The 13,676-nt window shown below is 39.4% G+C and carries 9 protein-coding genes, 2 tRNA genes and 1 pseudogene; 5 read left to right on the forward strand and 7 right to left on the reverse strand.

The window, feature by feature from the left end; all coding sequences use genetic code 11:
• The first annotated feature begins 70 nt into the window (after window positions 1-70).
• Both I6F49_RS17835 and I6F49_RS17840 read left to right on the forward strand, forming a co-directional pair.
• Window positions 71-155 (forward strand) — tRNA-Tyr (locus tag I6F49_RS17835).
• A 49-nt stretch (window positions 156-204) separates the two neighbouring features.
• Window positions 205-289: transfer RNA gene (locus I6F49_RS17840), tRNA-Tyr, on the forward strand.
• A gap of 93 nt (window positions 290-382) precedes the next feature.
• Here I6F49_RS17840 and I6F49_RS17845 read toward each other — a convergent pair.
• Window positions 383-1,069 (reverse strand): M48 family metallopeptidase, encoded by a 687-nt coding sequence (locus tag I6F49_RS17845; RefSeq protein WP_331461455.1) that lies wholly within the window; start codon window positions 1,067-1,069, stop codon window positions 383-385.
• A gap of 246 nt (window positions 1,070-1,315) precedes the next feature.
• On the opposite strand from I6F49_RS17845, the gene I6F49_RS17850 reads away from it, so the two are divergent.
• A complete protein-coding gene (locus I6F49_RS17850) occupies window positions 1,316-4,648 on the forward strand; it encodes an MHYT domain-containing protein (protein ID WP_197181510.1) in 3,333 nt (1,110 codons plus the stop codon).
• Between the two features lie 3 nt (window positions 4,649-4,651).
• Window positions 4,652-5,647 carry a response regulator gene (locus tag I6F49_RS17855; protein WP_166420635.1) on the forward strand — a complete coding sequence of 332 codons (996 nt, stop codon included), beginning with the start codon at window positions 4,652-4,654 and terminating at the stop codon, window positions 5,645-5,647.
• 22 nt (window positions 5,648-5,669) lie between these two features.
• Here I6F49_RS17855 and I6F49_RS17860 read toward each other — a convergent pair whose 3' ends face one another.
• On the reverse strand, window positions 5,670-6,116 hold the full coding sequence (locus I6F49_RS17860) for a VOC family protein (RefSeq protein ID WP_166420634.1): 447 nt from the start codon (window positions 6,114-6,116) through the stop codon (window positions 5,670-5,672).
• 1 nt (window position 6,117) lies between these two features.
• Window positions 6,118-6,849 carry an HD domain-containing protein gene (locus tag I6F49_RS17865; RefSeq protein WP_231615131.1) on the reverse strand — a complete coding sequence of 244 codons (732 nt, stop codon included), beginning with the start codon at window positions 6,847-6,849 and terminating at the stop codon, window positions 6,118-6,120.
• A gap of 64 nt (window positions 6,850-6,913) precedes the next feature.
• On the opposite strand from I6F49_RS17865, the gene I6F49_RS17870 reads away from it, so the two are divergent.
• Complete coding sequence (locus I6F49_RS17870; protein ID WP_166420632.1) at window positions 6,914-8,104, forward strand: class I SAM-dependent methyltransferase; 1,191 nt, start codon at window positions 6,914-6,916, stop codon at window positions 8,102-8,104.
• Between the two features lie 31 nt (window positions 8,105-8,135).
• Here the strand turns inward: I6F49_RS17870 and I6F49_RS17875 are convergent, their stop codons facing one another.
• From I6F49_RS17875 to I6F49_RS17890, 4 genes and pseudogenes are all read right to left on the reverse strand, one after another.
• Window positions 8,136-8,432: a PilZ domain-containing protein gene (locus I6F49_RS17875; protein ID WP_007581065.1), complete on the reverse strand. Its 297-nt coding sequence runs from the start codon at window positions 8,430-8,432 to the stop codon at window positions 8,136-8,138.
• A 9-nt stretch (window positions 8,433-8,441) separates the two neighbouring features.
• The gene (locus I6F49_RS17880) at window positions 8,442-8,822 is read right to left on the reverse strand and encodes a response regulator (RefSeq protein ID WP_024597850.1); all 381 of its coding nucleotides are present in this window, start codon (window positions 8,820-8,822) and stop codon (window positions 8,442-8,444) included.
• A 75-nt stretch (window positions 8,823-8,897) separates the two neighbouring features.
• Window positions 8,898-12,785, reverse strand: a complete 3,888-nt coding sequence (hrpA, locus tag I6F49_RS17885) for an ATP-dependent RNA helicase HrpA (protein ID WP_197181512.1) — start codon at window positions 12,783-12,785, stop codon at window positions 8,898-8,900.
• A 105-nt stretch (window positions 12,786-12,890) separates the two neighbouring features.
• Window positions 12,891-13,247 (reverse strand): annotated as a pseudogene (locus tag I6F49_RS17890) (isoaspartyl peptidase/L-asparaginase); the annotation flags it as partial.
• Window positions 13,248-13,676: the final 429 nt, after the last annotated feature.

The following is a 13,676-nucleotide window of genomic DNA, read 5'->3' on the forward strand; positions in this document are numbered from 1 at the left end:
TTATTTCAATTTTCTTTAGCTTTTTTCTTTACTTAAATACGCAATTTGCTATTATCAGCGCCGTTGCATTGGAGGGGTTCCCGAGCGGCCAAAGGGATCAGACTGTAAATCTGACGGCTCAGCCTTCGCTGGTTCGAATCCAGCTCCCTCCACCACTTTTCTTACCGCTAAGTTAAGTGGGGCCAAATGCAATAAAATTAGTGTGGAGGGGTTCCCGAGCGGCCAAAGGGATCAGACTGTAAATCTGACGGCTCAGCCTTCGCTGGTTCGAATCCAGCTCCCTCCACCACTTCTCTACTTTTCCTATATTCCTATATTCCTATATTCCTATATTCCTATATTCCTATATTCCTATATTCCTATATTCCTATATTCAGCAGTATCAAAACACCCACTGCAAACTCATACCATTTTGTTTTAACCAATTAGAGGATGCTTTGTAATCGGGGAAAAACGCCTCTACTCGTTGCCAAAAAGCTTTGCTATGGTTCAAATACTTTAGATGAGCAAGTTCATGAACAATCACATAATCTATCGCATGATAAGGAGCACCGATAAGATGCAAATTAAAAGTGAGTTCTCGCTTACTATTACAACTCCCCCACTTTCGCTTATAAACCCCTATTTTTAGATCGTCCGGTAGCTCTTCATTCATCTGAGTGCAAAAATACGCTAAACGCATTTCTATATAAGCAATAAGCTGCTCTTTTAGATAAGCCTCTAATAGCTGTTGATACTTTTGAGAAGTGTTTTTAACTCGAGGGGATATTGTAATGAGTAAATGGTTATCATATTGGGTTACTTTGGAATCTTGACCTGAGTCCAGTTTCAAATAAATAGTTTCTGAAAAAATACTGATTTTTTTAGACTCGAAAGGATATTGCTTAGTGTCCTCAATTAAAAATTGCTTTTTTAATTGCTCTGCAACCCACTCTTGTTTGTCAAATAACCAAGTGTCAATGTGCTTTTTTGCGACAAAATGTGGGGCATACACAGTCACATTTTGATTGTGTACTTTTATAGCAACTGTTTTGCGTCTAACACTTTTCTTTAACTTATATTCAAACACTCAATTTCTCATAAACTTTTTATTATAACTCAACCCTGCGTAGGCTAAAAACAGGCGTATTAAAACTTAACATTATAAAATGTGTGATATTAAAACAAAAAAACAGATTTAGAAAAACAATAATTGCTGATTAAAAGGTAGTATAAAGTTATAAAGACATTATTTTAGACGGTTAACTTAATTAACAGTTTATTTATTAGTAAATTAGATTAAACTTGTGCAATAAAGACTATATTTTGAGCCATTATGTTATCAGCTTTTTTCATTACTGACCAAGACCCAAGCTTAATTATTAATGGCGTTTATGATCCTGTTTTAGTTTCAATGTCTATCCTGATTGCTATTTTTGCAGCTTTTTTTACGACTCGCCTTATCGATTTAGCAAAAGAAACTGAGTTCCCTGGTTATCAACGTATAGCAAATATGACCGCAGCGACTGTTTTTTCAGCCGGCATTTGGAGTATGCATTTTATCGGTATGCTCGCGTTTTCATTGTGTACCAACATTAGTTACGATCCAACCATTACACTGCTGTCTTTTTTACCCGCATTTTTTGCTTGTCAGTATGCAATATCGATGCTGGTGAACAGTAATGGTAACTTAAAAGTATTATCTATTTGTTCCGTGCTACTTGGCGCTGGTATTGGCACTATGCATTACAGTGGTATGGCCGCAATGGAGCTTGCTCCACTTCTTCGGTACGACCCTCTCACATTTGGTTTATCAATTATAGTTGCCGTTGTTCTTTCTTTTATTGCTTTGTACAGTCGCTTTAATCTTGAACGTGTTTTACCAGGCCTAACACCGCTGCAAAATAATTTAATCAGCGCAACAATTCTTGGATTAGCAGTTGCTGGCATGCATTATATGGGAATGGTTGCAACACGATTTGTAGCAACTTCTCCACTCATTTACGATGATGTAAATGCTAATGCAGGCCTCACCTTTGTAGCTATTGCTGTAGCAACTGCAACAATTGCAATCACGAGTATTGTTGCAGTTATAAATGGCATGGTTCGATACCGTATGTTGCTCGAAGAAAAGTCAGCAGACGAGTCTCGCTTAAACGCAATTTTAGGCACTGCCATTGATGGAATTGTAACGATTGATCATACAGGCATTATTTTAAGTTTTAACGAATCAGCCAGTAAAATTTTTGGCTGGCGTGAAAATGAAGTACAAAATCATAATATTAAAATGCTAATGGATGATGCTATCGCGATGCATCACGATAGCTACCTTTCTAAAGCTAAAAATATTGATTTAGGCAAAGTAATCGGTGTTAACCGTGAAATTTTTGCAAAGCATAAGAATGGCCACTTATTCCCGATTCGCTTGGGGATTGGAGAAGTTAATCAGCCAGGGCAAAACCCTCTATACGTTGGCTTCATTACAGACTTATCAGAGCAGCGAGCTTTACAAAAAAGCCTTGAAGAAAAAGAACAAAAATACCGCTCTTTAATGGATAACATGCCAGGTGTGGCTTTTAGGTGTAAGTTTGATGATAACTGGACCATGCTTTTTATCAGCCCGAGCATCAACGAGTTAACGGGTTATAATCCAAATGAATTTACTGAACATTGTATTGAATTTAACGATCTGATTTTAAAATCAGATCAGCAGCCTATTGTAGATGCCGTAACCAAAGCAATAGATGAAAAACGTCAGTATTCAATCGAGTATAGGATTCGCCACAGAAATGGTAAAATCTTATGGCTTTTAGATAAAGGCAGTATCGACTTTGACCCCCAAGGCCAAGCAAAGTGGATTGATGGTGTTTTAGTTGATATTACAGAACGCAAAGAATATGAAGAAAAACTAGAGCAAGCTAAATTTAAAGCTGAAGAAGCCGCTCATGCAAAGCAATCTTTTATGGCTAATATGAGCCATGAAATACGCACACCTATGAACTCTATAATAGGTTTTAGCGACCTGTTAATGGACACTCCACTCGATCAAGAACAACAAAAACATTTAGTGACCGTAAATAATGCAGCTCGATCATTACTGAGATTGTTAAATGAAATTCTCGACTCTGCAAAACTAGAACGCGGCAAGCTCACTATTGAGCCAATACACTTTAGCTTAAAACCAGTGATAGACAGTATTATTTCTACTTTTTGGCTAGAAGCTAAAAAGAAAGATTTAGAACTTAAACTTCATATTAAAGAATCAGTAAGTGCGACGTACTACGGCGACCCAGATCGACTCAGGCAAGTACTTACTAATTTAATTGGTAACGCTATTAAGTTTACCGAAAAAGGCTCTGTTACCGTAACCGTTGGCGTGACGCAAAATCAGCATCTGTTTTTTGAAGTACAAGATACCGGTATTGGCATTGCCAAAGATCGCATTCAAGCTGTATTTCAACCTTTTGAGCAAGCCGATGGCACTACTACGCGCCGCTTTGGTGGAACAGGCCTTGGTACAACCATAAGTAAACAACTTGTAGAGCTTATGGGTGGAACAATAAACTTAGTAAGTGAACTAGGTAAAGGCACCTGCTTTTACTTTTCATTGCCGCTTACTTTAGGCGACGAAACTAAAATAGATCATTTTGATGGCCTACACACTCAATTACCCGCTCTTAGAGTGTTAGTAGTTGACGATATTGAGCAAAATACAGAACTGCTTTCTTTACTCCTGTCACGCGATCAGCATGCAGTTACCAAGGCATCAAACGGACTTGAAGCGATTAAAATATTTAAAGAACAAGATTTTGATGTCATTTTAATGGATATCCATATGCCATTGTGTGATGGCATACAAGCAACACAAAAAATAAGAGCAATAGAAAACCAAAGACAAATTAAATACACGCCAATTATTGCGCTTACAGCCAGTGTATTACAGCAAGATAAACTCACAGCTAAAAAAGCAGGCATGAATGGCTTTGCAAATAAACCCATTGATATAAATCAGTTAAACCAAGAAATAGCACAAGTACTTGGCCTTGGTATTGCAAAAGAAATGGTTATATCGCAAAGCGATCCTAAAGCGCAGCACATAGATTTTGAAAAAGGGCTCGCACTCTGGGGCTCTAAATGTAAGCAGCTTACCGAGATTACTAAATTTATTAGTGATAGTAATAAGCGGTTCGAGACACTCTTTAATGATAAATTATCAAACATAAAAGATGTCGATAGCACCATTCACACACTCAAAGGTGTTGCTGGTAACTTAGGTCTAATAACATTAATGAAGTTATTAACCGATTTAGAGCAAAAGCAAAGTGACGCTAAACTTATTGGTACTTTAGACGATATAAAAAGCGAGTTACTTATCATCTCACAACTGCTGTCATCAAATACCTGCGATAAGCCAAATAGTAACTCTGAAGATAATAGTTCAGACACGCTATCAATCGATGAAATTAAGTCATTGTGTGAAACACTTTATCAAGATGCACAAAATGCAGAATTAAATGATGAACTACTAGCAAAACTGCAACGCGGCACACCTTCTATCTATAAAAATGAAGTTGATAATATAGCCGAGGCCTTTGATGAATTTGATTTTGATAAAGCACACGTAATACTAGAAACCTTACTTGAAAAACTAACAAATAATGAGTATTAATTAATGGACTTTACGTCAGATAGACCACGAGTATTAATTGTTGACGATGAGCCTGCAAATCTAAAAGTAATGCGCGAAGTGTTAGGTAATCAATATCGTATGTCGTTTGCTAAATCGGGTGACGCTGCACTGGCATTACTTGAAAAAGAATTACCAAAGCTAATTTTACTCGACATAATGATGCCAGATATGAATGGTTTTGAAGTCTGTCAAATAGTTAAAGCTAACCCTAAAACATCACATATCCCCATTATATTTGTTACTGCGCTTGGCGATGAAAGCGATGAATATAAAGGTTTTGAGTTAGGTGCCGTAGATTATATTACTAAGCCAATAAGCCCTGCTATTGTAAGAGCTAGAGTTAAAACTCACTTGTCGCTAGTGCAGGCAGAGCAATTAAAACAAGCTCATGTAGATTTAGTACAACGCTTAGGTCGTGCTGCTGAATATAAAGATACTGATACTGGCGAGCATATAGTGCGTATGAGCCAATACAGTAAAGTATTAGCGTTAGCACTAGGTATGGATGAGCAAAGAGCAGAGCTTTTACATCAAGCCGCGCCAATGCACGATGTAGGAAAAATAGGTATCCCAGATGCCATTTTACTCAAGCCTGGAAAGTTAACTTCTGAAGAGTTTGATCATATGAAACAGCACGCCATAATTGGCGCGCAAATATTAGCAAACTCCTCGTCACCATTGTTACAACTCGCTCATACACTTGCTATTGAGCACCATGAAAAGTGGGATGGCACAGGCTACCCTAATGGAATTAAAGGCGAAGATATATCAATTGAAGGTAGAATTGTAGCTATAGCTGACGTATTTGATGCACTTACTTCAAAGCGTCCTTACAAAGAAGCTTGGAGTGTTGAAAAAACAATTCAACATATACAATCACAAGCCGGTGAACATTTTGACCCTAAATTAGTTGAATTGTTTATAGAGAAAATTGACGATATTATTGCGATTAAAGAAGCGCACCAGGAACAACACTAAGCAATTAATGTTTAGTGTTCATTTAATCAGTACGTTTTTTACTAGCGTGCGACCCAAGCTTCACATCGTTATAAATACACTTAATATAGCTGTAGTCATGTGAGGTAATTTCATGGCTATTACCGCTTTCATCTTTAAAGTACATAGAAAACGTTACACCATGATCCGCTAGCACTGCTTTTATGTTTAAACTCTCAAGGTGATTTAGCCACTGTATAAATTGCTCCCCCGTGGCTAAAAATGCAATTCCTTTGCTACGTCCTTCGCCTTCAAAAAGTGCTAAACGCGTGGTTGAACTAGCGTCTTCAAGGGTTAGAGGGCCTCGACCTTGCTCATCCCAAAATGCAAGTTCGGGTACTACACTAAAACCTAAAACACGTTCATACCACTTAACGGCATTCGATAAGTTATCAACATTTAAATGGCAATGATCAATCCCCGATAATTTAGGTATGTTTGTATTATTCACGTTACTCACCAATTTCTGACTTTAATTGCTCTAAAAACTCACGCATATATGTTGTACGTCTATTCGCCTCTGCTTTAGCAGATGGCGTATTCATACTATCGGCAATATGTAATAATTTTATAAAAAAGTGGTCAAGCGTGTATGTTTTATCATCAGCCTCGCGTTCAATACAAAAAGGGTCTTCTGGGTTATACAATAAACGACTAATCGAGCCGCCTACTTTCATACATCGGCTCACGCCAATGGCACCCAATGCATCCATTCTGTCGGCATCTTGTACTATTTGTGCCTCAACTGTTTTAATTTTTATATTTGCGCTGAAGCTGTGCGCTGCAATAGCATGATGAATCTTATCAAAAAGTGACTCGTCATAATGAATAGATTTTAAAAACTTTAATGCCTTATCTGCCGCCATGGTCGAGGCTTTTGCACGGTCGGGGTGGTTTTTAGCGACTGCCACACAGTCGTGCATCCACGCTGCCGGTAATACTACCGACATGTTTGCCTGCTCTGCATTACATAACTGTATTGCAACGCGTACCACGCGTTCTATGTGGGTAATATCGTGAGCTACATCGGCACACACCAAAGAGGTTATAAATTCTCTACATTGTGAATTGAGTATTTCTAAATCGGGGCTTAAAACGGCGTCAGGCACTATTAGGTTCCAAAATCTAATGAATGGATGAATTATCCGTACTTTACCGTGCTTTATGCTCCCCTTGCAAAACATTCATTGTATGTTGAGCCTTGCTTGACTAAAATACAGCGCTTATTTATTACTACTGAGAAGCCCTATGTCATCTGCCGTTTACCTACAAGCTGGTCGCGATAAATCATTAAAAAGAAAACACCCTTGGTTATTTTCAAAAGCCATCAAAAAAATTAAAGGTAAACCAGGATTAGGCGACACAGTAACGATCCACGACAGTGAAGGTAAATTTTTAGCAACTGCTGCTTATAGCCCTCATTCACAAATTCGCGCACGTGTTTGGAGCTTTGATGAAAAAGAAATCATCGATCAAAACTTCTTTGAACGCCGTTTACGTCGCTCATTAGAAGCACGTAGCCAAGTAATTGAAGAAGGCGGGTTAACGGGCTTTAGATTATGTGCTGCTGAATCTGATTACTTACCAGGCGTTACAATCGACAAGTTTGATAACGTATTAGTATGTCAGCTATTAAGTGCGGGTGCCGAGCGTCATAAAGGCGAGATTGTAGGCGCATTAATGTCTATTTTCCCGGGGAGTAGCATATACGAGCGTTCAGACGTAGAAGTACGTACTAAAGAAGGCTTAGAGCCAATAAAAGGCGCTCTTTGGGGTAATGAACCGACACAGCCGGTACTGATTGAAGAAAACGGTTTTAAAATTGAAGTCGATATAATTGACGGACATAAAACAGGTTTTTACTTAGATCAACGCGATAGCCGCGCCGCACTTGAGCGTTTTTCAAAGGGTAAAACGGTGCTTAACTGTTTTAGTTATACAGGTACATTTTCGTTGTACGCCCTACGTGGTGGATGTGAGCATGTAACTAACGTAGATGTATCGCAACCCGCTTTAGATACAGCAAAACGTAATGTTGAGCACAACAACTTAGATTTAGATAAAGTAAGTTTTGTTAAGCAGGACGTATTTAAGTTACTACGTCAGTACCGCGACGAAGGCAGACAGTTCGATACTATCGTAATGGATCCACCAAAGTTTGCTGACAATAAAGCGCAGCTAACAGGTGCGTGCCGTGGTTATAAAGATATCAACATGATTGCTATGCAAATACTAAAGCCAGGTGGAACGTTACTAACATTCTCATGCTCTGGTTTAATGGAACAAAACTTGTTTCAAAAAGTAGTCGCCGATGCAGCACTTGATGCAGGTAAAGACCTACTTATAATGGAGCGATTAAACCAGGCAGCCGATCACCCAATTGCTGGCAGCTACCCTGAAGGCTTTTATTTAAAAGGCTTAATCTGTAAGGTCTTTTAATATCTAATCATTCAGTTTAACTGGATTCGACTTAGTTAAACTGAATGATTTCAAGACCTGCGGTTACCGTGCCATCATCTTCTTTGCTGGCACGTATTACTTTTGCTGTTGCATTTAAAGGCGCAATACTTGGGTGAGTCGAATCAATGTTTACCGTTAGTAAAGTATTAGGTTCAAGTAATTCATCTAAATGAATTGATAAACCTGTAGCACTTAAATCCACGCATTCTGCGGCAAAACTTAAACCCGCTATAGGTTCTATTGTCGTTAAATTTGCAGGTGTATTGATCTGCATACGTCTAAAATTTCGCTTATCATCAGTAAACATACGTTACCTCTAAACAACCGTGTTAATTTCTTCCAACAAAGCACCCACTGAAAATGGCTTTACAACATACGCATTACAACCAGCATCAAATCCTGCTTGTTTTTCAGATGGGGACTCTAGGCCCGATACCATAACAACAGGAATATTTTTTGTCTCAGGTGTGTGCTTAAGCATTCGGCATGTATCATAACCATCAAGACCAGGCATACAAACATCAAGCAAAATTATATCTGGCGGACTCGCAATTGCCGAAGCAAGGCAACTTTGCCCTGAATCTGCATAACTAACATCAAATTTCGACGCCAGTGCAGCTTTAAGCATTTCAAAATTAAAATACTCATCATCCACCACTAAAAGTCGCTTTGTTTTATGTTCAATCGATGAGGACATAACTATGTCGCTTCCTTTTCAAAACAAAAATAAATCCTCCTATTAAGGTACTAAGCTTAATAGAAAATGCAAGTTTTATTCTATCTCTTTTATCGCATTAAGTACTCGCTTAGCCGAAATTGGGTAAGGCGTGCCAAGTGTTTGAGCAAATAAAGACACTCTAAGCTCTTGTTGCATCCAAAAAATAGCAGTCACCTCTTGTGGGATAGGCAAGCCCTTAGGCGTTTTATTAACTACTTTTTTGTACTCTTGAGCAACTTTATCGAGCTCTAGTACGCATAACCTATCACGATTTGGATCTACAGGCAGTTTTTCTAAGCGTTTTTGAATCGCTTTTAAATAACGAATTAAATCCGTTATTTTATCTGCGCCATGCGCGCTCACAAAACCTTTAAATATAAGTGACTCAAGCTGTGATTTTATATCGCCGTGTGCGGTGATCATGGTTAAATCTACTCGCCCTTTCATTTTTTTATGAAGTGCATGAGCAATACTTAATACTTGCTCAACTTGCGTTGCAATAGATACAACCGCATCACCTAACTCACCACGTATTTGCTCTTTTACTGTTTCAAATGCTTTTTCATCGCGTATATCGCCATGTTTCACTAATAAGCTATCAACGCCTGCCGCTATACAGTCATCAATTAAATCGGCTATTTTACCAAATGGGTTAAAGTACAAACCCAGCTTTGCTTTATTCGGTAAATTTTGTTGTAAGTACTTAATTGGCGACGGCACATTTAACAATACTAAACGGCGCAAACCTTGTTGATGTGCTTGCTGCGCTTTTGCTTCACTATCAAAAAGCTCCACTGCAGCAGCTGATTTTTTATCCACCAGCGCAGGGTATGCTTTTATTTCGTATTGACCTTGTTTTTTCACATAAGAAGCGGGTAATTCACCAAAGTCCCATTGTGTTAGGTCAGATTTTTCAATGCCTTTATCGGCTACTTTAGACAGCGTTTCGGTGACTTCACCTTGCAGCTCTGCTTTTAGTTTTGCCAAATCAAGTCCACGAGCAAGTAACTTATCGTGCTCATCACGTACTTCAAACTGCAATCGTAAATGCGGTGCAAGTGCGGTTAAATCCCAAGCTTCTGCATCAACTCTTACACCCGTCATTCTTAGTAAACGCGTGGCTAAGGCATCAATTAAACCACCTTGCATTGGCTCAATAGCTGCAAGCACTGCATCCGCATAATTAGGTGCTGGCACAAAATTACGACGAAGCGATTTGGGCAATGACTTTATAAGCCCACTTATTAGCTCATGTCTGAATGCAGGTATGTGCCAGTCAAAACCACTTTCTTGCACTTGATTTAAAAGCGCTACCGGTATTTGTACCGCAACACCATCAACCGCTTGTCCGGGATCAAAGTGATAAGCAAGCGGCAATATAATATTGTCTTGCTGCCATGTATCTGGGTAATCAAACTCAGTGATATTACTTGCGCCGTGCTGCATTAACTCTTCACGGGTCATATGTAAGTAATGTTTATTTTGTTGCTTTTGCGTTTTATACCATTTTAAAAATGCAGCGCGGTTATTAATTTCTTTTGGAATTTTTTTATCGTAAAACTCAAATAAGGTTTGCTCATCAACTAAAATATCACGACGACGTGACTTATTTTCCAGAACTTGAATATCTTCAATAAGCTCACGGTTAAATGCTAAAAAGCTCTCGTTTAAGCCCAGCTCTTGCTCAACTAATGCGGTGCGTACAAAAAGCTCTCGGCTCACTTTAGGGTCAATATTGCTATAAACACAGCGGCGTTTATTTACAACGAGTAGGCCATACAGAGTTTGCTGTTCAAACGCGATTACTGCACCTGGTTTTTTCTCCCAGTGTGGCTCGGTGTAGCTACGTTTTACTAAATGCTGTGCTAATGGTTCTACCCAGTTAATATCTATTTTTGCATTTGTACGGGCATATAACTTACTGGTTTCTACCAGCTCTGCCGACATTATCCATTTAGGGCTCTTTTTAAATAAGCCTGAACCCGGAAAAATATGAAACTGGCTATTACGTGCACCTTTGTATATTTGTTTCTCATCTTTAAAGCCTATATGGCTTAGCATTCCGCTTAATAACGCTTTGTGAACAAGTTCGCCATCAGCCGCTTGGCTGGTTGCTTTCATGCCCATTTCGTTACACACAGTACTTATTTGATAAACAATATCTTGCCACTCACGCAGGCGCATATAGGCCAAAAAGTCTTTTTGACACAGCTTTCTAAACTGGCCGTTGGTTAGCTCGCTTTGCTGCTCTTCTAGGTAATTCCATAAATTTAAAAAAGCGATAAAATCTGAATCAGGGTCATCAAAGCGCCCATGCTTTTCGTTTGCTGCGGCACGTTTTTCTTGTGGGCGTTCGCGCGGATCTTGAATCGACAGCGCCGCCACAATAATAATCACTTCACGCAATGCGCCAAGTTTGTGAGCGGTGAGCACCATTTTAGCTAAACGAGGGTCAACCGGTAATCGGCTAAGCTCTCTACCCGATTGAGTTAAACTGGTTTTGCTATCGCGTTTGTCTGGTTTTACTGCTTGTAGTTCTTCTAATAACGATAAACCATCGCTTATATTACGGCTATCTGGCGCTTGCACAAACGGAAATTGCGCCATGTCACCAAGGCCTAACGCCAACATTTGTAAAATAACAGACGCAAGGTTAGTGCGCAGTATTTCAGGGTCGGTAAACTCTGGGCGCGATAAAAAATCATCTTCAGAGTACAAGCGAATACAAATACCCGCTTCAACACGCCCACAACGACCCATACGCTGATTAGCACTTGCTTGCGATATAGGTTCTATTGGCAAGCGCTGCACTTTTGTACGATAGCTATAACGGCTTATACGCGCGGTACCTGGATCGATTACATAACGAATACCCGGCACGGTTAGTGATGTTTCGGCTACGTTAGTCGATAAAATAATATGACGACGAGAATGCGGTGCAAAAATTCGGTTTTGCTCTGCGTTAGATAAGCGCGAGTAAAGTGGCAATACATCAGTGTGTTTTAAATTACGCTTGCTAAGTGCATCAGCGGTATCGCGTATTTCACGTTCACCGTTTAAAAATATCAGTATGTCGCCAGGGCCTTCTGCGCACAGTTCATCAACCGCATCAAATATACCTTGCAGCTGATCACCCTCGGCTTCCATGTCTTCTTTATTAATATCGGCCGTTGGGTTGTAACGCACATCAACGGGGAAAGTACGACCCGATACTTCTATAATGGGCGCATTATCAAAGTGCTTTGAAAAACGTTCAGGATCAATGGTCGCAGACGTAATTATTATTTTTAAATCAGGGCGTTTTGGAAGTAGGTTTTTTAAGTAACCTAAAATAAAGTCGATGTTTAAACTACGCTCATGCGCTTCATCAATAATGATGGTGTCGTATTGATTTAAAAAACGATCTTGCTGAATTTCTGCCAGTAAAATACCGTCAGTCATTAGTTTAACGTAGGTGTTATTAGAAACCTGATCGCTAAAACGAATTTTAAAACCGACTTGCTGACCAAGTTCACACTTCATTTCTTCAGCAATACGATTAGCCACTGTTCGCGCAGCTAATCGGCGTGGTTGCGTATGACCGATTAAGCCATCAACACCACGGCCAAGCTCTAAACACATTTTAGGTATTTGCGTTGTTTTACCAGAGCCTGTTTCACCGGCAATAATAACCACTTGGTTATTTGCAATGGCGTCTTTAATTACATCCTTTTTTTGACTTACTGGCAATTGCTCAGGGTAAGTCACTTTAGGAAGGCCCGCTAAGCGTTTATCACGTAATTCTTGGCTACGGGTTATATCAGCCGCTATTTTTTCAAGCGCGTTGGCATGCTTGTTTTCATCGGTTATTTTTTTTACGCCATGTAAGCGTTTTTTAAAAATAAATTGATCTTTTTTCAAGCACGTTTTTAGCTCGCCAAACAACTGACCTAGGTTAACCACCCGCATACCTTATAAAATTAATAATAGAGCATTAATTGTATCAAACTAAATGCTCAGGGTTAATCCTACAAAGCGCATAACTGCCCAGATATATGTACTTATGGGCTATTCGTCGTTAAATATACCTACATAGGTCGCTTGTGTGTTCGATTTACTCGCGCGATACATACCCGAGGTATTAAACGGCAAGCTAATATTCCCCTTCGTATCAACAATAATTACACCCCCCGTACCGCCAATCGGCGCAAGTACTTGGTTAATAACTTCATCGCCTGCTTGCTCAATCGTTTTATTTTGATATTTAACCCGCGCACAAATATCACTTGCTACGTTATAGCGAATAAAATACTCGCCATGCCCGGTTGCCGATACAGCACACGATTCGTTTTCAGCAAATGTTCCTGCACCAATTACCGGCGCATCACCCACACGGCCATAACGTTTTGCGGTCATACCGCCTGTAGGTGCTGTGTACATAAAGCTAAACTAAAGCTTGCTAAATTAAAATATCTGCTGAGTATGGGAACCTGAAACTCCAATGTATGCCAAAGAAAAACCTTTACGAGTTTCAAAATCCCACAGTGTCACTTAATCCAAAGCTTTAAGGAGCTCTAATAAAAAGCCCCTCCCTTTGTCGGTCAAGTAAGCTCGTCTTACTCTATAATCATTAGGATCATGTCTTAAAGTAACCAGATACATACCCTCTTTGGTAGGGGTGGCCCTGTCACTTAACATACGTAAATTACGGCTAACTGTAGCCTTAGGCATACCCAGGGCAAGATCATGAACTTTCCATTTTGAGCCAAGTGTGATCAAATAGGCTTCTAATTCATAGGAGTCTCAAATGTTATCTGCCTTTAATGAACATTTTTCACCAATCCCTGATCATCG

This window comes from Pseudoalteromonas sp. SWN166 (genome assembly GCF_015864485.1).
GTDB lineage: Bacteria > Pseudomonadota > Gammaproteobacteria > Enterobacterales > Alteromonadaceae > Pseudoalteromonas.

Excerpts from the sequence above, each read along its gene's own strand:
- I6F49_RS17870 (WP_166420632.1), top strand. The coding sequence starts at position 6,914 with ATGTCATCTGCCGTTTACCTACAAGCTGGTCGCGATAAATCATTAAAA.
- I6F49_RS17850 (WP_197181510.1), top strand. The coding sequence starts at position 1,316 with ATGTTATCAGCTTTTTTCATTACTGACCAAGACCCAAGCTTAATTATT.
- I6F49_RS17880 (WP_024597850.1), bottom strand. The coding sequence starts at position 8,822 with ATGTCCTCATCGATTGAACATAAAACAAAGCGACTTTTAGTGGTGGAT.
- I6F49_RS17865 (WP_231615131.1), bottom strand. The coding sequence starts at position 6,849 with ATGTTTTGCAAGGGGAGCATAAAGCACGGTAAAGTACGGATAATTCAT.
- I6F49_RS17855 (WP_166420635.1), top strand. The coding sequence starts at position 4,652 with ATGGACTTTACGTCAGATAGACCACGAGTATTAATTGTTGACGATGAG.
- I6F49_RS17875 (WP_007581065.1), bottom strand. The coding sequence starts at position 8,432 with ATGTTTACTGATGATAAGCGAAATTTTAGACGTATGCAGATCAATACA.